This is a genomic window from Desulfovectis peckii, from assembly GCF_055391705.1.
In genome coordinates this window covers 1,939,518-1,961,956 of the sequence record NZ_AP042409.1, presented here as the reverse complement: position 1 = coordinate 1,961,956, position 22,439 = coordinate 1,939,518, and the positions used below count along the sequence as shown (strand labels likewise).

Annotated in this window: 25 protein-coding genes and 1 pseudogene; 24 read left to right on the top strand and 2 right to left on the bottom strand. The window is 41.8% G+C overall.

Annotated features, from left to right (window positions below):
- The first annotated feature begins 70 nt into the window (after positions 1 to 70).
- Positions 71 to 418: a helix-turn-helix domain-containing protein gene (locus tag ACZ5NG_RS09705; RefSeq protein WP_464251612.1), complete on the top strand. Its 348-nt coding sequence runs from the start codon at positions 71 to 73 to the stop codon at positions 416 to 418.
- Between the two features lie 174 nt (positions 419 to 592).
- On the top strand, positions 593 to 718 hold the full coding sequence (locus ACZ5NG_RS09700) for a hypothetical protein (protein ID WP_464251611.1): 126 nt from the start codon (positions 593 to 595) through the stop codon (positions 716 to 718).
- A gap of 117 nt (positions 719 to 835) precedes the next feature.
- Here the strand turns inward: ACZ5NG_RS09700 and ACZ5NG_RS09695 are convergent, their stop codons facing one another.
- Positions 836 to 1,183 (bottom strand): helix-turn-helix domain-containing protein, encoded by a 348-nt coding sequence (locus ACZ5NG_RS09695; RefSeq protein ID WP_464251610.1) that lies wholly within the window; start codon positions 1,181 to 1,183, stop codon positions 836 to 838.
- Between the two features lie 133 nt (positions 1,184 to 1,316).
- On the opposite strand from ACZ5NG_RS09695, the gene ACZ5NG_RS09690 reads away from it, so the two are divergent.
- The 4 genes and pseudogenes from ACZ5NG_RS09690 (at position 1,317) to ACZ5NG_RS09675 (ending at position 4,910) form a co-directional block, all read left to right on the top strand.
- Positions 1,317 to 1,934: an HD-GYP domain-containing protein gene (locus ACZ5NG_RS09690; protein ID WP_464251609.1), complete on the top strand. Its 618-nt coding sequence runs from the start codon at positions 1,317 to 1,319 to the stop codon at positions 1,932 to 1,934.
- A gap of 136 nt (positions 1,935 to 2,070) precedes the next feature.
- Complete coding sequence (locus ACZ5NG_RS09685) at positions 2,071 to 2,499, top strand: hypothetical protein (protein WP_464251608.1); 429 nt, start codon at positions 2,071 to 2,073, stop codon at positions 2,497 to 2,499.
- 34 nt (positions 2,500 to 2,533) lie between these two features.
- Positions 2,534 to 2,626: pseudogene (locus ACZ5NG_RS09680) on the top strand (methyl-accepting chemotaxis protein); the annotation flags it as partial.
- A gap of 718 nt (positions 2,627 to 3,344) precedes the next feature.
- Positions 3,345 to 4,910 (top strand): methyl-accepting chemotaxis protein, encoded by a 1,566-nt coding sequence (locus tag ACZ5NG_RS09675; RefSeq protein WP_464251607.1) that lies wholly within the window; start codon positions 3,345 to 3,347, stop codon positions 4,908 to 4,910.
- Positions 4,911 to 5,348: 438 nt separating this feature from the next.
- Here the strand turns inward: ACZ5NG_RS09675 and ACZ5NG_RS09670 are convergent, their stop codons facing one another.
- Positions 5,349 to 6,470 (bottom strand): PRK06851 family protein, encoded by a 1,122-nt coding sequence (locus ACZ5NG_RS09670; protein WP_464251606.1) that lies wholly within the window; start codon positions 6,468 to 6,470, stop codon positions 5,349 to 5,351.
- A 178-nt stretch (positions 6,471 to 6,648) separates the two neighbouring features.
- Here ACZ5NG_RS09670 and ACZ5NG_RS09665 point away from each other — a divergent pair, with 178 nt between their 5' ends.
- From ACZ5NG_RS09665 to fdnG, 18 genes are all read left to right on the top strand, one after another.
- Positions 6,649 to 7,350 carry a DUF421 domain-containing protein gene (locus ACZ5NG_RS09665; RefSeq protein ID WP_464251605.1) on the top strand — a complete coding sequence of 234 codons (702 nt, stop codon included), beginning with the start codon at positions 6,649 to 6,651 and terminating at the stop codon, positions 7,348 to 7,350.
- Between the two features lie 15 nt (positions 7,351 to 7,365).
- Entirely contained in the window at positions 7,366 to 8,043 is a 678-nt protein-coding gene (locus tag ACZ5NG_RS09660; protein ID WP_464251604.1) for a DUF421 domain-containing protein, read from the top strand.
- Positions 8,044 to 8,056: 13 nt separating this feature from the next.
- The gene (locus ACZ5NG_RS09655) at positions 8,057 to 8,431 is read left to right on the top strand and encodes a hypothetical protein (protein ID WP_464251603.1); all 375 of its coding nucleotides are present in this window, start codon (positions 8,057 to 8,059) and stop codon (positions 8,429 to 8,431) included.
- Between the two features lie 234 nt (positions 8,432 to 8,665).
- The gene (gene glnA / locus ACZ5NG_RS09650; RefSeq protein ID WP_464253148.1) at positions 8,666 to 9,964 is read left to right on the top strand and encodes a type I glutamate--ammonia ligase; all 1,299 of its coding nucleotides are present in this window, start codon (positions 8,666 to 8,668) and stop codon (positions 9,962 to 9,964) included.
- A gap of 135 nt (positions 9,965 to 10,099) precedes the next feature.
- The gene (gene ilvN, locus ACZ5NG_RS09645) at positions 10,100 to 10,603 is read left to right on the top strand and encodes an acetolactate synthase small subunit (protein ID WP_464251602.1); all 504 of its coding nucleotides are present in this window, start codon (positions 10,100 to 10,102) and stop codon (positions 10,601 to 10,603) included.
- Between the two features lie 92 nt (positions 10,604 to 10,695).
- Positions 10,696 to 10,962, top strand: coding sequence for a CopG family ribbon-helix-helix protein (locus ACZ5NG_RS09640; RefSeq protein ID WP_464251601.1), 267 nt, complete (start codon positions 10,696 to 10,698; stop codon positions 10,960 to 10,962).
- A 1-nt stretch (position 10,963) separates the two neighbouring features.
- Positions 10,964 to 11,314, top strand: coding sequence for a type II toxin-antitoxin system PemK/MazF family toxin (locus ACZ5NG_RS09635; protein ID WP_464251600.1), 351 nt, complete (start codon positions 10,964 to 10,966; stop codon positions 11,312 to 11,314).
- Positions 11,315 to 11,451: 137 nt separating this feature from the next.
- Positions 11,452 to 12,168 carry a gamma-glutamyl-gamma-aminobutyrate hydrolase family protein gene (locus tag ACZ5NG_RS09630; protein ID WP_464251599.1) on the top strand — a complete coding sequence of 239 codons (717 nt, stop codon included), beginning with the start codon at positions 11,452 to 11,454 and terminating at the stop codon, positions 12,166 to 12,168.
- Positions 12,169 to 12,517: 349 nt separating this feature from the next.
- Positions 12,518 to 13,642, top strand: coding sequence for an amidohydrolase (locus tag ACZ5NG_RS09625; RefSeq protein WP_464251598.1), 1,125 nt, complete (start codon positions 12,518 to 12,520; stop codon positions 13,640 to 13,642).
- 95 nt (positions 13,643 to 13,737) lie between these two features.
- Positions 13,738 to 14,175, top strand: coding sequence for a response regulator (locus tag ACZ5NG_RS09620; RefSeq protein ID WP_464251597.1), 438 nt, complete (start codon positions 13,738 to 13,740; stop codon positions 14,173 to 14,175).
- 101 nt (positions 14,176 to 14,276) lie between these two features.
- Positions 14,277 to 14,750 (top strand): tRNA (adenosine(37)-N6)-threonylcarbamoyltransferase complex ATPase subunit type 1 TsaE, encoded by a 474-nt coding sequence (gene tsaE, locus ACZ5NG_RS09615; RefSeq protein ID WP_464251596.1) that lies wholly within the window; start codon positions 14,277 to 14,279, stop codon positions 14,748 to 14,750.
- A complete protein-coding gene (gene tsaB / locus ACZ5NG_RS09610; protein WP_464251595.1) occupies positions 14,731 to 15,435 on the top strand; it encodes a tRNA (adenosine(37)-N6)-threonylcarbamoyltransferase complex dimerization subunit type 1 TsaB in 705 nt (234 codons plus the stop codon). Before tsaE ends, tsaB begins: the two co-directional genes overlap by 20 nt.
- Positions 15,425 to 15,913 (top strand): ribosomal protein S18-alanine N-acetyltransferase, encoded by a 489-nt coding sequence (gene rimI, locus ACZ5NG_RS09605; protein WP_464251594.1) that lies wholly within the window; start codon positions 15,425 to 15,427, stop codon positions 15,911 to 15,913. The genes tsaB and rimI overlap by 11 nt, the downstream gene beginning before the upstream one ends.
- Entirely contained in the window at positions 15,910 to 16,926 is a 1,017-nt protein-coding gene (tsaD, locus tag ACZ5NG_RS09600) for a tRNA (adenosine(37)-N6)-threonylcarbamoyltransferase complex transferase subunit TsaD (protein WP_464251593.1), read from the top strand. The genes rimI and tsaD overlap by 4 nt, the downstream gene beginning before the upstream one ends.
- Positions 16,927 to 17,212: 286 nt before the next feature.
- The gene (locus tag ACZ5NG_RS09595; protein WP_464251592.1) at positions 17,213 to 18,511 is read left to right on the top strand and encodes a phenylacetate--CoA ligase family protein; all 1,299 of its coding nucleotides are present in this window, start codon (positions 17,213 to 17,215) and stop codon (positions 18,509 to 18,511) included.
- 20 nt (positions 18,512 to 18,531) lie between these two features.
- A complete protein-coding gene (locus ACZ5NG_RS09590) occupies positions 18,532 to 18,963 on the top strand; it encodes an ACT domain-containing protein (protein WP_464251591.1) in 432 nt (143 codons plus the stop codon).
- Between the two features lie 216 nt (positions 18,964 to 19,179).
- Entirely contained in the window at positions 19,180 to 19,371 is a 192-nt protein-coding gene (tatA, locus tag ACZ5NG_RS09585) for a twin-arginine translocase TatA/TatE family subunit (RefSeq protein ID WP_464251590.1), read from the top strand.
- Between the two features lie 25 nt (positions 19,372 to 19,396).
- Positions 19,397 to 22,438, top strand: a complete 3,042-nt coding sequence (gene fdnG, locus ACZ5NG_RS09580; RefSeq protein ID WP_464251589.1) for a formate dehydrogenase-N subunit alpha — start codon at positions 19,397 to 19,399, stop codon at positions 22,436 to 22,438.
- Position 22,439 lies beyond the last annotated feature (1 nt).

Below are 22,439 nucleotides of genomic sequence, written 5' to 3'. Positions count from 1 at the left end.
TATTTTGTTAGGGCTATAATACTAAAAAGATACACACTATTAACAAATGCTTATTTTCGGAGGATAATTTATGTCACTTAAAAAAGTTGTAGCCAAAAACCTTAGAAGTTTACGCATAAAAAACGGTTTATCCCAAATTGAAGCCGCTGAGAAGTTAGGTTTAACCGGTTCTTACCTGGGCTATTTAGAAAGAGGAGAAAGAACGCCGGGAGTAGAGGTTATTGAGAAAATTGCTCGATTTTATAATGTTGAGCCTTATATGTTACTTATGGATTCAGAAGCAGATGACTGCCGATATCTAGAAAGTAGGCTTGATAAAATAGCGTCATTTGGTTTAAGTCATCTGCGGTTTGTTTATACGATATTAGATCAGTATCTAAACTTATTAGAAGATGACTTTAAAAAAGTAAAAAATTAGTGGCTATTCCAATTTGTGCGCAAAATGAAATATGTTATAATAAAACTAATTAGTTGGCATTTGGTTGTTTTAGCGTTAACATTACAAGTAAATTTTTTGGTTTGAAGCACTTTTTGTTTCAGTTAAGTCTTTTAAAATGTCAATGCTACTATACTAAGGGGTGATATTTGTAACTTGGAAAAGCATAAAGAGGAAAAATCCAAAGGAATGATTATAAAAGAAGGGTACTTGCTTGCCTTCCTAATGGTTTTTGGTGTAGCTTTATTTACCATTTCCTCTATTTTTAAAATGGTATTTTAAAAATTATATAGCTTGAAGCAAATGTAAAAGACCGGTAGATTTCACTCTGCCGGTCTTTTAATTTTTTTCAGGTAAAGCATAATATAACAAGAAAACTTGACACCGGCGCGCTACCGGTTAACTTTCCGCTTTTTGAAATCCGTTATCTAATGCCATTATATATGCATCCAGTACTAGCATAATAAATTGTTTGTGAATGTGCCCGAATGAAGATATACGCTCAAGCTTACTTTTAAAGTATGGATAGTAGTCTGTTTCGGGGTCTGTTAGTAAAATATAGGGTTCAACGTTGTAAAGTTGCGCTATCTTTTCTATTATATTTATTCCCGGCGTTCTCTCCCCTCTTTCTAAATAACTGAGATAGGAGCTGGTTAGGTTTAACTTTTCTGCTGCTTCTTTTCGAGACAAGCCATTTTGCATGCGCAAGTTTTTTAGATTATTAGCGACAATTTTTTTAAGTGACATAAAAATTCCTCCGTAATATTAAGCATTTTGTCAAATAATTGTTGAAAAAAATAACAATTTGTTTTATAATCTAACTCGTTGTTTATATCAGATATTTTTCACAAAGAAACATTTATGAATTGGGTGAGTATTTTTGTATCTTGATTACTTTAGCTGTTTAATAAAATCGTTTGACCACGCGCTGTTTGATCATTCTTATAATGTGGGGTTAATTAGTTTTTTAGTAGCAAAAAAATTAAATTTTTCCGAAATTAAAGCTAAAAAAATGTTTTTTGGCGGCATTCTCCACGATATCGGCAAAATAAAAATCCCTAAAAGTATATTATACAAAAAAGCCCACCTAAATAACAATGAGTTTGAAACAATTAAAAAGCATTGCGATTACGGTGTAGAAATGCTGCAGCAGTATAAAGAGCTTGATGATTATCTGCCTATTATTGAATATCATCATGAAAAGTGGAATGGGTCGGGCTATAAGGGGTTGAAAGGTTTTGAAATACCTTTAGAAGCCAGAATAGTATGCATAGCGGATTCTTTTGACGCTATGATTACAGAAAGAGTGTATCAAAAAGCCAAGAGCATGCGTGAAGCAATAGAGGAAATTTTAAAATGTTCAGGAACACAATTTGATCCTCATTTAGTTAAGGTGTTTATTAATACGGTGTCTAAAAGCATTAGCGATAAAACTGTTAATCTGTTTAATGAGTTGGCAAATATGAGTACTAATTTACATTGGGAAGTTAGTTGCTAACAATTTAACTTTTGTTTTTATTATAAATGTATCTTTTATGTTAAAAGGGAGTCTTTCTAGAGAAAGAAAGTGTATTAGAATCAATCAACGAGTACAATCTAACATTGGTTTATGACGAAAGGAATATGATAGTCCAATGCGTAGATATAACGTTAAAAATAAAGAAATGGCAGATAAAATTATTGCCCATGAATATGCAAATAAAACTGCCTATACAGTGGCTTTAATAGCCGGCAGTGTTTTTAGTCCCGGTTATATCAGTAACCGCGCCCATCAGTTGGGATACAAACCTTATAAGAAAAATGTACAGTGGACAGCCTATGATGCCAAATATATACAGGAAAATTATAAAAAGACCACTCCCAGACAGCTGGCAGATATGTTTGATGTTGACATTACTACTCTAAAAAATTATATGCGAAAACTCGGAATTCTAGGTAGACAAGAGAGAAAGAAAAAACGCCACAATCTCATAAAGCTGCTGGGTGATGCTAATGATATTTACACTGCAGGATTAGCATCTAGTTGGGGATGTGATGTGTATAGAGCAGAAAATAATGGCTAGCCAGCAACACTAAATTTTACATATTTGGGGAAGGCAGGGTATTGCGGAACAAACAAACTTACTGGTATTAAACGCTGCCATTGAAGCGGCCCGAGCAGGTAAGCACGGAAAGGGATTAGCCGTAGTCACTTCTACAACTCAGTAAATGAGTGCTTCTGCTCAGGACTTGGCTGATATTGCTACTGACTTACAGACTTCCGTAGAAAAATTTAAGATACAAGACGAAAAAACTTATTTTCTAATAGCCAAAAACCGCCTCCAACTTTAAATTAAAGCCGGTGTCAATTCTGTACGCTGGCATTAATATTATACGGACTACGCCCAACCCCTAAATATTACAAGCATTTCGCATAAAAATTCCCCGCAATTTTGATTATTTTGTCAACAAATAGTTGAAAATTATAATTATTTGTCTTATAATTTAACTCATTGTTAGGATATTTTTCCAGTAGGCAAAATTAATGAAAGTTAAAGTGTAAAACTATCAGTTTAAGGAAAATACGTTCCTTACATAATTGAAATAAAGGTTTTTAATTGCATTTTCCACGATATCGGCAAAATAAAAATCCCCAAAAATATATTGTATAAAAAGCTTCTTAAAAAAATACTTGCTAACAGTGCTTTTTTTATGTTTAAAAGGGTGTTTTTTGGAATCAATCGACGGCAATAGCTTATCATTGCGCGCTATCCGGGAGGTTTGTGCTCTAATATTCTCATAAAGCTGCTGGGTGCTGATAATGATGTTTACACTGCAGGTTTGCATCTAGTTGGGGGGAGATATAGAGCAGAAAATAATGGTTAGTAGCAACACTAAATTTTAATATTTAGGAAAGGCAGGGGGATATGTGAAGGCTTCATTACGCTTTAAGTTAGGCATTTTAGTAGCTGTTGTAATGTCTTTAATGGTTATTGTCGTGGGTATTATTCAATATCAATCTTCACAAAAGGTTGCCGTCAGTGCGGCAATACAAAAAGCAAAAAGTGACTTGGCATTTGCTAATGAATTACTCAATGAGTGGTATTCAGGTTCGTGGCGGTTAGAAGGTGATGAGCTTTATAAAGGTTTTAACTTAATGAATGACAATTTTGCCGCTGTGGATCGCATCGGTGAATTAACCGGTAACATAGTGACTATATATTTAGGCGATACCCGGGTTGCGACAAACTTAAAAAATCCGGATGGCACCAGGGCAGTGGGTACCAAGGTATCGAAAGAAATAGCGGACACGGTGTTAAAACAAGGTAAAGAATATTACGGTGAAGAGGTATTTGCGGGCAATTTATATCAAACTGCCTTCCATCCGATAAAAGACAGCAACGGAAATGTAGTAGGAATGTTTAATGTCGGTGTTTCCAAAGAAACTACCAGTTCTTTAATTAAAGAAGCAATATCTTTAATGATCATCAGCAGTTTAGCGTTGTTTGTTATTAGCTTGTTTTTATTAGTAACCTTAGCTAATAGATTAATTATTAAACCTATTGCCATGTTGGAGAAAGAAGTCAAAATGCTGGCTGAGGGCAATTTTCAAAACAAAGTTAGCATTAAATCCGGTGATGAAATCGGCCGGTTGGCTAACAGTATAAATGAAATGGCGGAAAGTTTAGGTGGGCTGATTAAGGGTGTAACGGTTAATGCTCAAAACTTAGCTTCTCACAGTAGAGAGTTAGCCGCTGCCAGTGAAGAAATCAGTGCGACCATGGAAGAGGTGGCCAGTACCACAAGTGAGGTGTCGGCAACGGCAGAGACTGGATATAATATGGCGGTTATAGCAGAAGAAGAAGTTAAGCAAATGGCTGAAAAAGCACGTGCAGGAGCAAGAACCGTTGATGCGGTAACGACCACAATCAACGAATTAGTTGAGGATGCTGAGAGGTTGCAGACAGAGATTTTTGATTTAACAAAGCTATCCTCTCAAGTTGCCAAAATTACCGATGTTATTACCGGTATTGCCGAACAAACGAATTTACTGGCGTTAAACGCTGCCATTGAAGCGGCCCGAGCAGGTGAGCACGGAAAGGGATTTGCCGTAGTAGCAGATGAAGTAAGGAAACTTGCCGAACAGTCTTCGGCTTCCGCCGGAGAGATTGCCAAAATTATCGAACAGGTGGAAAGCTCGATTGATAGCATTAACAAAGTAATTGCTATCACTGCTGAAAAAGAAAGAGAATGTGTAGATAACAGTGCGGTTGCCGGCAAGGCATTAGCTGAAATTCAAGAGGCGGTAAAAGTTGTAGTAAATGTTGTTAATGACCTGGCTAACGGCATTAAACAAACCAGTGAAGGCATGGCACAGGTCGCCGGCAACAACGAACAAATCACTTCTACAACTCAACAAATGAGTGCTTCTGCTCAAGACTTGGCTGATATTGCCAATGACCTACAGAATTCCGTTGAAAAATTTAAGATATAAGACGAAAAAACTTCTTTATAATAGCAAACAACCCGTCTCCAACTTTAAATTAAAGCCGGCGTCAATTCTGTAACGCCGGCTTTAATATTTTATATATAAGTATTTTCTTGCTAATGACTAAAAATACATGCTGAATAAGTGGTGTATGGGGTAATTCTGTGCTAAAATTAACCTACTGGGAAATGTTGGTAAATAAAAAGTTGGGTAACTCATGCAAAGGGAATCTGTTACAAGTATCCATCGAGGCCATGTTAGATATAGCTAACCATATTATAGCCAGAGAGCGTTACAGAATTCTTAAAAAATAGTTCACATATACCATGAGATAGATGACGCTGAGCTACATAAAATAATACAAACTAAGTTAGAACGATATTAATTAAGATAGACAGACAGTAAAGAGTAAAAAACAGGCGCCTTTTGTAGGCGCCTAATGTTTTATCTTGATAAGAATTCCTCCGCATACTTTAATATCCGCTGTAAAATTTCATCCCGCTTAGCGTTGATTGCTGCAAAGTTCATCGCCGGAATGTAGTAAGCTTCTAAAATGTCATGTTCTGCTTTAGCTTTAGCAATATATTTGATTGCCCGGCAAAGGGCGGAATGGAGACGCTCGTGGCAGCATTTGATTTCCTGCCGGTATTCAGTGAGTGTATCTTTGTTTAAGTATTGATCTAAGTTATACACTTTAATCCGCTTAATACCTGCCATATCTTGCGGTTTAAAGTTTAAACCGGGGATATCTTTCAGCACGGCTGTTTTCAGCATCGGAATAACCAGTAAATCTGCCTCTTCCGGATCTAACGGGCAGTGATATACTTCACTGTTTAAGCCATGCCTTTTTACTGTATCGGCAATTATGCCCACTATTTTTGAGCCGATGGCAGCGGCTTCGCCGGCAATTAAATGCAGTTCTTCTACATCTTGCAATATACTGTCTAGGTGATGCACATGTCCGCCGGGAGTAAAGGCGGTGGCAAAAAGATGCCGTTCATAAGGCTCAAAATTAAATTGCGCTGTTGCCTTACTGGTAATTGCCTGGGCAATGTCATGAATGATTTTGTTCACACCGGCAAAACCGGTGGCTTCTTCGTAGTAGCCGTCTAACTCGTTTTTAATAACATATGCTTCAGCAAGCTGGCAGTAGGCAATTTTAAACAGTCGGCTAACCCGTCGGGTGCCGGTGATAATTTCTTGTTTTTGTGCGCGTAGCTTTTCTTCATCCCAAAAGTCGCCTAAGTGCAGTATTTCATCTACCGCTCCCGGAAAACGCGGGTCAATTATATGCGGAGCAGTGGCGTCCAGCAGTGCAACCTTAATTGCCGGAACAACCACCGCATCCAGTGAATTGTTATCTGACGAGCAGTAGTGAAATTCTACATCATAGCCGCGATTTAGCATTTGCTCACCAATCCAGTGCATAAATGTTGACTTTCCAACGCCAGGACCGCCTTTAATGGCAATTATTCTAGTGGCGTCTTTTTCAATTATGTAATCATAATAAGAAAAAAATCCTTTACTGGTGTTGCCGCCGGGGAAAAACTTTCGCAGTTTAGCCATGTTTTTATTCCTCCTTTGAGTACCCGATAATGAGCACTTCTTAGCAGTATTTATATAGATCTGTACAATGCTATTATGACAATATTAGGGCAAGTAAATTGTGGCAGCGGCAAATTAAAAGGAATTATTATAAATCAATACTGCGGTGAGTCATAATATCAACTGAGGTGAGTGAACATTGAATTGGCACGGCTTTTGGTGGGGGGCAGAGACACTGCCGCTGTACTTTATCGCTTTGCGGGCAGTATTGATTTATTTGTCAGTTGTTATTGCCACGCGGCTGCTGCATTTTCGCCATGTCGGGGTGATGTCTCGCCATAACTATCTGATCACTGCAGCGGTGGTCGGCATATCCGGCATGCATATTCTGAATGCCAATTCTTCATTAATATTTGCCTTGATTGCCATAGCTATTTTAACGGGGTTGGGAATAATGTTCTCATATTTGGATTTAAAGTTACCGCGCTTAATGGTATCTAGGCCGATTGCCTTGATTAAATACGGCCGAATGAGTAGAGAAAACCTGCGCCGGGCCAATATGACGATAGACAACCTGTTAGGGCAACTGCGGCTAAAAGGGGCTTTTAATCCCGCGATGGTGGAAAGTGCATATTTGGAAGCTACCGGCAAAGTCAGTGTGATAAAAAAACCGGAAGCCCAGCCTGTTTTCAGAAAACAATTAGGTTTACCCAACCGGTTGGCCTGTCCGCCTACACAGCTTATATATGACGGCAAGATAGACATTGCTAATTTAAAACGCCTGCACCTAAGCCGAGCTTGGTTGGAAAAAGAATTACAAAAGCAGGGTTTTCCTAATGCGGCAGCAGTATTTTTTGCTGCGCTGCTGCCCGATGGTGATTTATATATCTGTGGGCGTTAACGGCGGTGACATTTGATGTTTAGCTTAGATAGTTTTTTTGCAGTATTAGGTGTCGGTGCGCTAATTTTAGCTGTAAGTTTTTTGCTACCCCACCGTTCTTCCGGTGTATTTGACGGACATGACTTTGTTTTTCTGTGGCTTTTTGGCGGGATGGCGGCCACACCGCTGATTAGCCGGCAGGTATCCTTTCTGCAAACGATTGTTGCCATGCTGACGGTGGCAATTTGTCATTTTGCCTTATCTAAGCTTTCCGTGGTAAACAGCACTGCCGGCAAATTAATTTCCGGTCGGCCGATTATGTTGATAAAAAACGGTGTGGTATTGCGAAAAAACATGCGCCGTGCTTTAGTGCCGGCTTGGATGTTAATGGCGGAGCTTAGAGGAGCGGGGTTAAATGATGTGTCCCAAGTTGAGTTTGCCATTCTGGAAACTTGCGGTAAAATTAGCATTATTCCCAAATCTGAGCTGTGGCCGGTAACTGCTCGGGATTTAGAATTAAAATGTACACCGGAAGTTAACCCGCTGCTATTAATTGAAGACGGAAAAGTGCTTGATGAAAACTTGGTTCGGTTAAACTACGATCGCGGCTGGTTGAAGCGAGAGCTGACAAAACAAGGGGTGCAGAATTTATCGGATGTATACTTAGCCGGCATAGATGCTCACGGCAATGTATATTTCAGTTATCGACAATAAGCGGTGGTGCCAGATGATCTTTAGTGAAATGGAAATTCAAACTGCCTTATATCTTATGATGGTTAGGGAAAGAGAAGCGGCTTATGTTTATGCGGAAGCTGCTGAAGAAATAAACGATCCCAAATTAAAGAAAATATTTAAAGAGCTGGAACAATGTGCCCGGCATTATCATGGCAGATTGTATGACTGCTTAGATGAAATATCCTGGAATAAAAAACGCCGATGGCTGGCTAATGCTTTGGGCATTGAGTTAACAAACCAAAATCTATATAATGAATTAATGGTGCAGATTACCGATTTACCAACCCGCGAAATGATGCGGCAGTTACGTGACGCTAAAATGCGCACCATTACCTTGCTTCAAGAGGAGTTAAAAAATCAAACCTAAAATAAACATAGCTTTAATTATTTACCTTTTATGAACGGCAGTGTTGTGCTATAATGTAGCAGTGATTTAATAAAAGCTTCCATGGAGTAACATAATAAGCGTGCAGGCAATGGGGCCTTACGGTGATGCTGTATTTACGGGCATGCTGTAGGCCCTTTATCTATTAACACTGATAAAAACTGACAAGGGGTGTGTACCTAAGTGCCAAAGTATACTGCTGAAGATATCAAGGTAATGTGTAAAGAACTTGACGTTAAATTTATTCGCCTCCAGTTTACTGATATTTTTGGTGTGCTAAAAAATGTGGCGATTACAGTAGAACAGTTGGACAAAGCATTGAACAACGAGTTGATGTTTGACGGTTCTTCAATTGAAGGCTTTGTGCGCATAGAAGAATCTGATATGTATTTACATCCTGATCCCAATACCTTTGTGGTATTTCCCTGGCAGCCCCGCAAAGGTGCTACTGCCCGCTTAATTTGCGATATTTACAACAGCGACGGAACCCCGTTTATCGGCGATCCCCGCTATGTACTGCGCCGGGCAATTGCCGAAGCTAATGAAATGGGTTATACCATGTATGTCGGTCCGGAAGCGGAATTTTTCCTCTTTCATGTCGATGCCGACGGGCGGCCAACCACCAATACTCATGATCGTGCCGGTTACTTTGACTTGACCCCGGTAGATTTAGGAGAGGATGCTCGTCGGGATATGGTGCTCACTTTAGAAGAAATGGGTTACGAAATTGAAGCCTCTCACCATGAGGTAGCGCCGGGGCAGCATGAAATAGATTTTAAATACTCTGATGCCTTAGATGTAGCAGATAAAATTGTCACCTTTAAATTTGTGGTGCGTACTATTGCCCAACGCCATGGGTTACATGCCACTTTTATGCCCAAGCCGATTTTTGGCGTTGCCGGTTCCGGCATGCACATGAACCAATCACTGATGCGCGGCAATAAAAATGCCTTTTATGATCCTAATGCTCCCAATCAGCTCAGTGAGGTGGCAATGTACTACATCGGCGGGTTGATGAAACATATACGGGCAATTACCGCCATTACCAACCCGCAGATTAATTCATATAAGCGCTTGGTTGCCGGATATGAAGCACCGGTTTATATCGCGTGGTCTGACCGCAACCGCAGTCCGCTTATTCGTATCCCTGCTAAACGCGGAATGTCTACCCGCATTGAATTGCGCAGTCCCGACCCGTCTTGCAATCCTTATTTAGCGTTGGCTGTTTGCTTAAAAGCGGGGCTGGAAGGAATTAAAAACAAAATTAAGCCACCGGCACCATGTCGTCGCAACATCTATGAAATGACACCTGAAGAACGCCGCGAAGCAGGTATTGGCTGTCTGCCTAAAAACTTAGAAGAGGCCCTGCGTGAACTGCAGCGGGATGAAGTGATTAAAGAGGCCTTAGGCCCCCATGTTTTGGATCGTTTTATAGAAGCCAAAACTATTGAGTGGCAGCGCTATAGCATGCAGGTGCATCCTTGGGAAATCGAAGAGTATTTAACCAAGTACTAGAAAAAAGCGAACAGTCATCTATGGGTAAGCAAGCACTCTCTGCCCGCACAATGTTATTTTTCCAGTGGAAAATCCGGTAACATTGTGATAATATATTATATATTTTTGTGAATGTAGCAAAGGGCTGGGATGTTTATGAAACATAGTTTGTCCGTTTTGGTAGTAAACAAACCCGGTGTGTTAGCACGCATTTCCGGTTTGCTTTCCCGCCGGATGTTCAACATAGAAAGCATTGCGGCCGGTTTAACCGAAGACCCGGACATTACGCGTATTACCATTGTTGTGCAAGGTGATGAACAAGAGCTGGACCAAGTAATTAAGCAACTCTCTAAGTTAGTTGACGTCATTAAAATTTTGCGTATGGAAGGTCCGGATGCTATTAACCGGGAACTGGCTCTAATTAAAGTAAAAGCTGATCCGCAAAAACGTTCCGATATCGTAGATATTGTTGAAATTTTTCGGGCTAAAATTGTTGATGTCAGCCCAGAAACAATGGTAATAGAATTAACCGGTGATGAGCAGAAAATTGATGCCTTAAGTGCCGTCTTGCGTGACCATGGCATAATTGAAATGGTACGCACCGGTAAAATTGCTCTTTCGCGAAAATCGGTAGCAGCAAAAGATGATACAGCAATTTAATACTAACCTAACACATTTCTGATATCATAAAATTTATGGTAACGGTATATAATTATTTATTAGGACAAAACAATGCTAAGGGGGTACGGTAGGTGAATTACAAAAAAATTGAAATAAGCCTACCTGATAATCTAATCGATGAAATCGACTGCCTGGCTGAAAAGGAAGAGTTAGATCGCGGAGAACTGATGTGTCAGGCAATGTATAGTTATATTCAGGAAAGAAAGCGTTGGCATTTGCGCGAGCAAATGAAAAAAGGTTATCTGGAAATGGCCCATATTAATTTAAAGGTGGCTATGGAACAGGCTAGATTAGAAGATGAAGCGGATGAATATTTACCCCTAGCGGAGGGCAGTTAATATGTCCATTAAGCGTGGGGACATATACTACGCTCAACTTAGTCCGGTAGTTGGCTCGGAACAAGGTGGTACAAGACCGGTATTGATTTTGCAAAACGATATTGGCAATCAATACAGTCCGACTACCATTGTTGCGGCGATAACATCGCAAATTTCAAAAGCCAAGTTGCCCACGCATGTTGAAATCAGCAGTGAGATCAGCGGACTGACAAAAGATTCAGTGATTTTACTGGAGCAAATCAGAACAATTGACAAAAGCAGGTTACTGCAACGAGTCAGTTCTTTAAATGCAGAGATAATGAATGAAGTTAAAAAAGCTATTGAAATAAGCTTAGCATTAGTTGATTTTTAAGGACTGATGCACTGTGAACTAAAAGGTTCGTAGTGCTTCAGTCCTTTTTGTTTGCAAAGGCCCGTGGTGCTGGAACATGACAGCCGGTTAGTTGAATATAATGTGTTGAGCAACCTTACACAGTGAGGAGGGTGTAAATGTCGGCACCGATTATTGGCATTACCGCCCGTTACGATTATAATACGGCGCGGGTTTGGTTAAGCAAATATTACCTTGATGCCATAACGGACGCAGGTGGAGTGCCGTTAGTGCTGCCGGTTACTGCGCCGTTAAATAATATTAACCGCTTGCTAAATTTATGTGACGGGTTGCTATTACCCGGTGGCGGAGATATTGATCCCTTATTGTTTGGTGAACAGCCTCATCCCTTAAACGGTGAAATTTCTCCCGAAGCAGATGCCGCGGAATTGTATGCGGCAAAAATGGCACTGGAAAAAGATCTGCCGATTTTGGGGATCTGCCGCGGAGCGCAGGTAATTAATGTTGCAGCCGGAGGAACGGTGTGTCAAGATATTGGCCAAGAAATTAAAAACCCGATAAAGCACAAGCAAGAAGCACCGAAATGGTATCCTACGCATACTGTTACTCCGGTAAAGGGTACGTTGATGGCCAAACTTTGCAATTCAACATCAATTAAAGTGAACAGTTTTCATCATCAAATGATTGGTAAGCCGGGTAAAGATATCAGAGTTTCCGCATATGCTCCGGACGGAGTTATTGAAGCAATTGAGCATAAAAATAAAAAATTTGTGTTAGGTGTACAATACCACCCGGAAATAATGTACAAAACTGATTGTTACGCTCGTAAAATCTTTGAGGAATTTATTAAATCTTCAATGATTATGGAAAAATAAAATTAAAGTTTCACGGGCATTCAAAAGTAGAATTGTTTTATTAGTTGGTTACTGGGAGAGAAATACGAGAGCCATTGTTAAAAAGACTCAATTTCACAAAATCTATAGTGAAATTGGGCATGTTCCTGCAATTTTAATTGTCATTCCATAAATTTTATACTTGCCAAAAATATCTTCATTGTAGTAATATGACAAAAATTGTCGCTTTTAGTAGAAAAACAATTAAGATTTAGAATATTTGCCTCTGGGCAGGAATTTGAAATAATTTAACGAATACTGTATCGATTTTTAGTAAAACTGAAAATCCTAAAATGTTACAATAATAACATTAAATTAGGGGATTTTTTACATGTTGGCAATTTGCGGTGGAACGGTATACACTATGTGCGGCCCGGTTATTGAACGGGGCACAGTGTTAATTGACGGTAGCAAAATAGCGGCAGTTGGTTTAAATATAGAACTGCCTGCAGGGACGGAAATAATTGATGCAACCGGAAAGCTGGTGCTACCGGGTTTTATTGATGCCCACAGTCATGTGGGGGTTGTTGAAGAAATATACCGGACAGAAGGTAATGACGGCAATGAGGCCACCGACCCCATCACTCCTCACCTGCGCGTAATAGATGCTGTTAATCCCGCCGACGTTGCATTTGCTGATGCCTTGTCCGCCGGCGTTACCACTGTAGCTGTTGCCCCAGGCAGTGCCAATATTATTGGCGGTGAAATTGCGGTTTTAAAGACCGGCGGCACAATAGTTGATCAAATGCTGGTTAAAAGGCCGGTGGGTATTAAAGCGGCGTTGGGCGAAAACCCCAAGAGGGTATACGGCGGTAAAAAAAAGTCACCGCAGACGCGAATGGCTAATGCGGCCATGTTGCGTCAAACGTTAATCGAGACAATTAACTACTGCGAAAAAAAATCACCGGAGCGCAATTTAAAATATGAAGCGTTACGCCCGGTAATTGAAAAAGAAATACCGCTGAGAGTACACGCTCACCGGGCGGATGACATTGTCACCGCGGTGCGCATTGCGGAGGAGTTTGGCATAAAAATTGTCATTGAACATTGTACTGAGGGGTATAAAGTAGCTGATTTTTTAGCGGCTAGACAAATACCGGCTGTTATTGGGCCCATTATCTCTAATCGGGCCAAGGTGGAATTGGCGGGGATGAGTCTGAAAAATGCCGCCGAATTGTATCGCGCCGGCGTTAAATTTGCCATTATGACAGATCACCCCGAAGTGCCTGTTCAATATTTAGCATTATCTGCATCACTGACTGTGCGAGGTGGCTTGCCGGAAGCAGAGGTTTTAAAGGCCATTACCATAAACGCCGCTGAAATACTTGGCTTAGAAGACAGGCTTGGCAGTCTGGAAGTGGGAAAAGATGCCGATATAGTTATATTGGACAGAGATATTTTTGATACACGTTGCCAAGTGGAAAAAATTTTTATAAATGGGCAAAAGAGTATTTAATTAGCAGGAAAATAAAGGAACATTATCGAATACCAGAACATAGTGGTAAAAAAATACATAACATGCAACAATTGTTATGTAGGTGTACAATAAGCGTGATTAGGTTCGAAGAGGTGAAAAAGCAAATGGGCAAAGAAGTGCTCGATATTTTGGTGGTTGATGACCAGTCAGGTGTGCGTTACTTGTTACAAACCTTAATAGCTGAAACCGGCCATAACGTTTTTACCGCGGCAAACGGCTTAGAAGCGGTAGAAGCGGTGAAAAATAAAAAACCGGATTTGATTTTTATGGATATTCGCATGCCGGTAATGGATGGTCTGGAAGCTTTAACCAGAATTAAAATGATATCTCCACGAACCGAAGTAATAATGATGACCGCTAATAATTCGGAAGAAGTGGTTAAGCGCTCGCTGGAGATGGGCGCAATTAAATGTTTGGCAAAACCCTTCAATGTCAAGGATATAATTGATGCGATTGCATTATACAGTTGGAACCGTGAACTAGCTTATATAGACAGCGAACTGGCTCTATAAGTAAATTTAACGCGTGTTTGGTAATAAAGCACGTGTTTTTTCTTTTTAAAAAGGGTGTTGAAATTGTTGGGCGGTGTTTATAATATTGATGAGGTGGAAATATGCTTACAATAAAATCGCATTCGCCTAGCCATACTTATAGCATTGGTTTGGCTCTCGGTAAATATCTTAATCCCGGGGATATAGTTTGTTTAAACGGAGATTTGGGAGCGGGAAAAACACACTTTTCTCAAGGAGTAGCGGCAGGTTTGGGAGTTAGAGAACATGTCACCAGTCCTACTTTTACCTTGATTAATGAATATCAGGGCCGTTGCCCCCTTTATCATATGGATGTTTATCGTCTAAATGGGGCCGAAGATATGGAAGATTTAGGTTATGAAGAATATTTTTACGGTGATGGCGTAACTTTAATAGAGTGGGCGGACAAGGTAAGTGAAGTGCTGCCGGAACATTATCTGGAGCTGGAAATATTACGGCAGGGAGAAAATGAGCGCCTATTGAAATTTATTGCTCACGGACCAAAATATGATCATATTATTGAGGAGCTGGCTAAAATTGTTTGTACTGGGAATTGAAGCCGCTACACCGGTGGCCGGTGTGGCAGTTGTAGATGAAAATAAGGTATTGGCAGAAAGATTTATTAATAACAAGCGCACCCATTCTGTTAACTTGCTGCCGATGATTAAGGAAGTGATTGCCGATGCACGGATCACTCCTCAGGATTTAAGCTGTATAGCGGTGTCAAAGGGGCCGGGATCCTTTACCGGTTTGCGTATCGGTGTTACCATTGCCAAAACACTGGCTCATGTACTTAACCTATCGGTAGCGCCCGTACCCACGTTAGATGCCTTGGCTTATCCGTTGACAGGGTACCGCGGATTAGTATGTCCGATATTAAATGCACGTAAAAATGAAGTTTATGCCGGAGTATATCGCGGCGGTGAAAAACTGGCCGGACCAATGGCGGTGCCGATGGCGGAGCTAATTAAAATATTAAACCAATGGGATGAAAGAATATTGTTTTTAGGTGACGGAATTGAGATATACCGTCATGAAATAGAAACGGCGCTTAAGGAACGGGGAGACTACTCTTCTATATCTGTCATGCTGCCCCGCGGAGCGGCCGTGGCTGAAATTGGCATGCAAATGTTTAAAAGCGGGTTGACTGTAGATCCGCTGACCCTGATACCGGAATATATTCGCCAGTCGGAAGCTGAGGTGAAATGGGCTGAAAGACAAAAATGCAACTGTGGAAGTTAAATTTAGCGAAATGGAGTTAAAACATATCCCTGAAGTGCTCAAGGTCGAAAGAGCCTCTTTTGTTACCCCGTGGTCAGCTCATGCATTTACCTATGAGCTGCTATATAACGAATTAAGCTATTATACCGTGGCACTGGTTGATGGACAAGTAGTTGGCTATGCCGGTATGTGGATGATTTTAGATGAAGCACATGTGACTAATATAGCAGTAGCGCCGGAGTACCGTCATCGTAAAATAGGTTACCGGTTGATGTGCCACTTGATTAATAAAGCACGTAGTGAGGGGATTAACCGCATGACGCTGGAGGTACGCCCTTCTAATATTTATGCCCGCCGGCTGTATAAAAGCCTAGGATTTGAAGAACGGGGGATGCGCAAAAATTATTACACTGATACCAATGAAGATGCCATTATTATGTGGAACCCAAATCTTCAAGCTAATTTGGGACATAAAAGAACTAGCGAGGTAAAAAGATGAGTGTAACAATACTGGGAATTGAAACTTCTTGTGATGAAACTTCTGCCGCCGTAGTGGTAGATGGCGTGCAGATAAAATCAAATATTATTGCTTCGCAAATTCCGGTGCATCAAAAATTTGGCGGGGTAGTACCGGAGGTAGCTTCCCGCAAGCACTTGGAGCTGATAAATCATGTCATCATTGAAGCACTGGAAGAAGCCGGCTTAACCTACCAAGACCTTGATGCGGTGGCAGTTACTTACGGGCCAGGCTTAGTGGGGGCGCTATTGGTCGGGGTGTCTGCAGCTAAGGCGCTGGCCTATGGGCTGGACATACCGCTGATTGGTGTAAATCATATTGCCGGCCATATTTATGCCAACTTTTTGCATCAGCCGGATTTGCAGTTTCCGCTGATTTGCTTAATTGCTTCCGGTGGCCATTCTGATTTAGTCTTAATTGAAAACCACGGCAGCTTTCAAACTTTAGGGCACACTCGGGATGACGCTGCCGGTGAGGCCTTTGATAAAGTGGCGCGGGCATTAGGCTTGGGTTATCCCGGTGGCCCGGCAATTGATCGCTTGGCCCAAAAAGGTGATCCCAATGCCATTGTGCTTCCCCGCGCCTATTTAGAAGAAGGAAGTCTGGATTTTAGCTTCAGTGGCTTAAAATCTGCGGTGCTCAACTACCTTAATCAGGCAAAGCAGAAGGGTATAGAAGTAAATAAGGCTGATTTAGCGGCCGGTTTTCAACAGGCGGTTGTGGATGTCCTTGTGGACAAAACCATCATGGCTGCCGAAAAGCATCGGGTACAAACGATTGTGCTGGCAGGCGGAGTGGCGGCCAATGGGCTATTGCGCCGGCAAATGAAAGAAAAAGCCGCTGAAAAACAAATTGCGGTGAACTTTCCACCGTTAATTTTATGCACCGACAACGCTGCCATGATTGCCGCCGCCGGATATCAAAAGTATTTGAGAGGGGAATTTGCTCCGTTAACGCTAAATGCAGTGCCGGGGCTAAAACTAAATGAGCTGTAATAATCTTGTAATTATCCCCAAAAACACAGGTTCTGTGGAATGATATCTGTGGATAATGTTGATAAGTCTGTGCATAACTTATAATTCAAAGGTTTAGACTGTGTGTTTTATTGTGAAAAGCAATAAAGGCTTGTTGATTGATTGACGAAACGGGCCGCTGTGTCTGCCGGGGTAAACTGCCTGAATTTATTAAATTTTTGTAGCAGGGATGACAAACATTTTGTTGAATAGTAACCAGATATCTATAATTAATTCTATAGAACAAAAAAGGAGGTAATTACCCCGGATGTACTGGCAAGAGCGATATGAAACAATGCCGCGGGAAGAGATTAGAGAGCTGCAATTAAAACGCTTAAAAGCCCTAGTTGAGAGACTTTACAATATACCTTTTTATAAACAACGCTTTGCTGAAAAAGGGATTGAGCCGGGAGACATTAAAACTTTAGAAGATATTAAGCACTTACCCTTTACTTCCAAACAAGACTTAAGAGATACCTACCCTTTTGGAATGTTTGCCGTTCCACTGTCAGAGGTAGTGCGTTTACACGCTTCCAGCGGTACTACCGGAAAACCAATCGTAGTTGGATATACTAAAAAAGACTTAGAAACCTGGGGTAATTTGGTGGCTCGTTGCTTGGTCATGGCAGGCGGAACTAAAAATGATGTCATCCAAAATGCCTATGGTTACGGCTTGTTTACCGGTGGGCTGGGTATACATTTTGGAGCAGAATTGCTAGGTGCTACAGTAGTGCCGATATCTGGCGGTAATACAATGCGGCAGCTGATGTTAATGCAGGACTTTGGCACCACTATTTTAGCCTGTACTCCTACTTATGCTTTACACATGGCGGAAGAGGCCCATGCCGGAGGTGTTGACTGGGAACGCATTAAACTGAGAATCGGTGTTTTTGGGGCTGAGCCGTGGTCCGATGCGCTGCGCAAGGAGCTGGAAGAGCGCTGGAACATTAGAGCTTTGGATATTTACGGTTTATCTGAAGTATTGGGTCCGGGGGTTGCTTGTGAGTGTCAGTGTCAACAAGGCCTGCACGTGTTTGAAGATCATTTTATTCCTGAGATTGTTGATCCGGAAACTTTAGAGCCGTTGCCGTACGGTCAAAAAGGAGAGTTAGTGTTTACTTCATTAACAAAAGATGCTTTTCCCATACTGCGTTATCGCACCAAAGATATCTCTGCATTGCATGAAGAAAAATGTGCCTGCGGACGCACCTTTATACGCATGGACCGGATTACCGGACGTACAGATGACATGTTGATTATTCGCGGTGTAAATGTGTTCCCATCTCAAATTGAGAGTATACTATTGGAGTTTGGCGAAACAGAACCGCACTACCTACTGGTGGTTGATCGGCGTGGCGCAATGGATGACTTGGAGATTCAGGTAGAAATTTCTGACCGCCTGTTTTCAGATAAAGTACGCGGCCTAGAGGAGTTAGAAAAACGTATAAGAGCGCGTATTGCAAGTGTACTAGGTATTTCCGCCAAAATTAGACTGATGGAACCTAATTCACTACCGCGCACTGCCGGAAAGGCAAAGAGGATTATCGACCGGCGTTTGATGGATTAAATTTACGGGAGGTGAAGGATATGAAAGTAGAGCAAATTTCCATTTTCCTGGAAAACAAAAGCGGCCGTTTAGCAAAGGTAACTGAGGTGTTGGGTGAAAATGAAATTAATATTCGAGCACTTTCTATTGCAGACACTACTGATTTCGGCATTTTGCGACTAATCGTCAATGATCCGGAAAAAGCCAAAAATGTTCTGCGAGCGGCCGGTTTTGCAGTAAGCACAACGGATGTGCTGGCAGTAGAAGTAGATGACCGGCCGGGTGCACTAAACAAAGCGATGCAGGTTTTAAACGATGTAGGTATAAACATTGAATATTTGTATGCCTTTGTGCAGAAAGATCCGCAAAAGGCACTGGTGGTATTTAGAGTGGAACAGCCGGAACTCGCCATTGAAGCCCTGCGTTCCAACGGTATAACTTTAATGTCCAAAGAAGCGGTCTATACTATGTAAACACCTAAAGCTTTCATTGATAATCCATGCTTATTTGTATTTACAATTTATCTAGCAAGTGTTAAAATACTTATGTTCATATCTGAATAGTTTCCCCTCTTACAACGAGGGGAATTTTTTTTGACAAGTGATGTCGAAATAAATAATAACTTGTCTAATTTTATGTTTTAGTTCAAGCCAAGCTAATGCAATTTAACTAAAAGGGGGGTTGGGAAAATGTTTGGCTCCGGTCTTTTGCAGCCCAGCCATTTAATTTTAATTTTGATTGTGGTGCTGATCATTTTTGGTCCGGGCAAGCTACCCGATGTAGGCAATGCTTTGGGTAAATCTATTCGTGAATTTAAAAGTGCGACCAAAGAAGAAAATGCACTACAAGCAAAGTCCGCTAAAGAGACAGATATTAACTAAATAGGGAACTAAGGGGGTAAGACGGTTGAAAAACCTAAGCAGGCGAGAATTTTTAAGAAACATTGGTTTGGGTACAGCCGGTTTAACTTTGTTTGGTGCTTCAACAGCAGCTGCCGCTGGGGCCCAAAAAGTGGCTAATAGCGGCTTGGCAACTAAACTGACCAAAATGAAAGAAACTTTTACAGTTTGTGCTTTTTGTGGCTGCGGTTGTGGTATTTTGCTGTATTCAGACGGCAAGCGCATAGTATATGCTGAAGGTGATCCCGATCACCCGATTAATGAAGGTACCTTGTGTCCGAAGGGTAATGGCATTATTGACGTTTACAATGTTATAGAGAGAAAACAAAAGGGCAGAGTGATCAATCGCAGGCGTTTAACTAAACCTCTTTATCGGGCACCCGGCAGTTCCCATTGGGAAGAAAAAAGTTGGGATTGGGTGCTGAGTGAAATTGCTAAACGGATAAAGGAAACTCGGGACAGAACCTTTGAAAGAGTAGATCAAAACGGTGTTGTAGTTAACCGTACCACTGCCATCAATACTTTGGGCAGTGCGTCTTTAGATAACGAAGAAAACTACCTTTTGCACAAAATGTTTCGTGCTCTGGGTATTGTGAACATTGAACATCACGCCCGCCTCTGACACTCGTCCACAGTGGCCGGTCTGGCCAATACATTTGGACGTGGGGCAATGACTAATCACTTTGTGGATTACAAAAACAGTGACGTATTTTTGATGATTGGTTCCAATTCTGCGGAAAACCACCCGCAGGCAATCCGCTGGATTGGCAAAGCCAAAAAAGAAAGAGGGGCTAAGCTGATTGTTGTTGATCCCCGTTTAACTAAATCTACGGTTTATGCGGATATCCATGCTCGCATTCGTCCGGGTACCGATTTGCCTTTCCTTTTAGGGATCATTAATTATGTAATACAAAATGATCTTTATCAAAAAGAATATGTACTGCACTATACCAATGCCAGTTATTTAGTTAACCCGCAATTTGGGTTTAAAGACGGCTTGTTTAGCGGTGCCAATGAAAAAGACGGTAAATTTACTTATGATAAAGCTACTTGGCAGTTTCAGCAAGACGGGGAGACCATTAAAAAAGATATGACTTTATCGGATCCTAACTGCGTCTTCCAACTGCTGAAAAAGCATGTCAGCCGTTACGATATAAAAACGGTATGCAGCATCACCGGTGTGTCGGAAGATGTGTACCGTCAAGTATGTGAAACTTTTGCTTCTACCGGGGCGCCTGACAAAGTAGGCAACGTCATTTACGCGATGGGCATTACTCAGCATACCTATGGAACGCAAAACGTAAGAGCGTGTGCTATGCTGCAGCTGTTACTGGGTAACATTGGAATGCCCGGCGGCGGCGTAAATGCACAGCGCGGCGAATCCAACGTGCAGGGTTCTACCGACATGGGAATGTTAAGCCACCAATTACCGGGTTATTTGAACACCCCCGATGCAACAAAGCATAAAAATCTGCAGGATTATTTAGAAAAAGAAACTCCGGCCGGTGGATACTGGAGCAACAAACCGAAGTTTCTCATCAGTTTGCTAAAAGCTTTTTATGGTGATAGCGCGACAAAGCAAAATGATTTTTGCTTTGATTGGCTGCCCAAATTAGACGGTAAAAACCGCAGCCACATGGGTATCTTCCAAGAAATGGCTAAGGGTAATGTGGAAGGTTTTATTATTTTTGGGCAAAATCCGGCGGTTGGCGGTCCGGCAGCGGCTTTTGGCCGTAAAGCAATGGAAAAATTGAAATGGATGGTTACCGTTGATTTGTTTGAAACGGAAACAGCAGCTTTTTGGCACGCGCCTGATGTTGATCCGAAGAAGATTCAAACCGAATGTTTCTTGCTTCCGGCAGCCTTTTCTTATGAAAAAGAAGGAAGTGTGTCGAACAGCGGACGTTGGATTCAATGGCGTTACATGGCTGTTAACCCTCCCGGTGAAGCGAAAAGTGACTTATGGATTGCCAACGAAATGTTTAAAGCCATCCGCAAAGAGTATCAAAAGGGCGGGGTATTCCCTGATCCGATTTTGAATTTGAACTGGGATTATGATGTTCCCGGACATCACGAGCCGGATATTAATAAAATAGCGATAGAAATTAACGGTTATGAAGTCGGTAAAAATGAACCGCTGGACAGTTTTGCCAAATTGAAAGACGACGGCAGCACCGCTTGTGGTTTGTGGATTTATGCCGGCTATATGGCAGTTGACCCTGAATTAGGTGTACCTAACTGTAAGCGGCGTTCTAATCAGGATGACGGTATCGGCACTTTCCCCAAATATTCTTATGTTTGGCCGCTGAACCGCCGCGTATTGTACAACCGCTGCTCAGCTGATATAAACGGCAAGCCGTGGGATGAAAGTCGCGCGCTGTTTAAGTGGGACGGGGACAAGCTTATCGCCCGTGATGTTCCTGACTTTACCGCTACCGTTCCGCCGCAGCAATCAGGAAAGGCACCGTTTATTATGAATGCTGAGGGCCACGGCCGCCTCTTTGCTACCGGGTTAGTTGACGGTCCGTTTCCGGAACACTACGAACCAATGGAGAGTCCGGTGAAAAACCAAATATCCAAACAGCAAAACACTCCTTGTGTCAATATTTTCGAAGGAAGCGGCGATTGGGCTAAGCTGGCTGAAGTGGGTGACGACAGATATCCGATTGTGGCCACTACCTACCGCTCTATTGAGCATTACCAAAGCGGGGCAGTTACCCGTAATGCGCCGACATTAGCTGAAATCGGCCCGTACATGTACGTGTCGATATCTGAAGAACTGGCTCAGGCACGGGGAATTAAGCCGGGAGATGATGTTTGGGTAGAAACGGTGCGCGGTAAGATTAAATGCAAGGCATCGGTAACCCCGGTAGTGAAAGGCTTGGTAGTAAACGGCAAAAAGATCGAAATAGCCGGCATGCCTTGGTGCTTTGGCTACCAAGGACTGGTAACCGGTGCTACTGCCAATGACTTGGTACCGGCCGTCGGCGACGGCAACACCAGTATTCCGGAATATAAAGCATTTTTGTGCAACATTAGAAAAGCGTAGG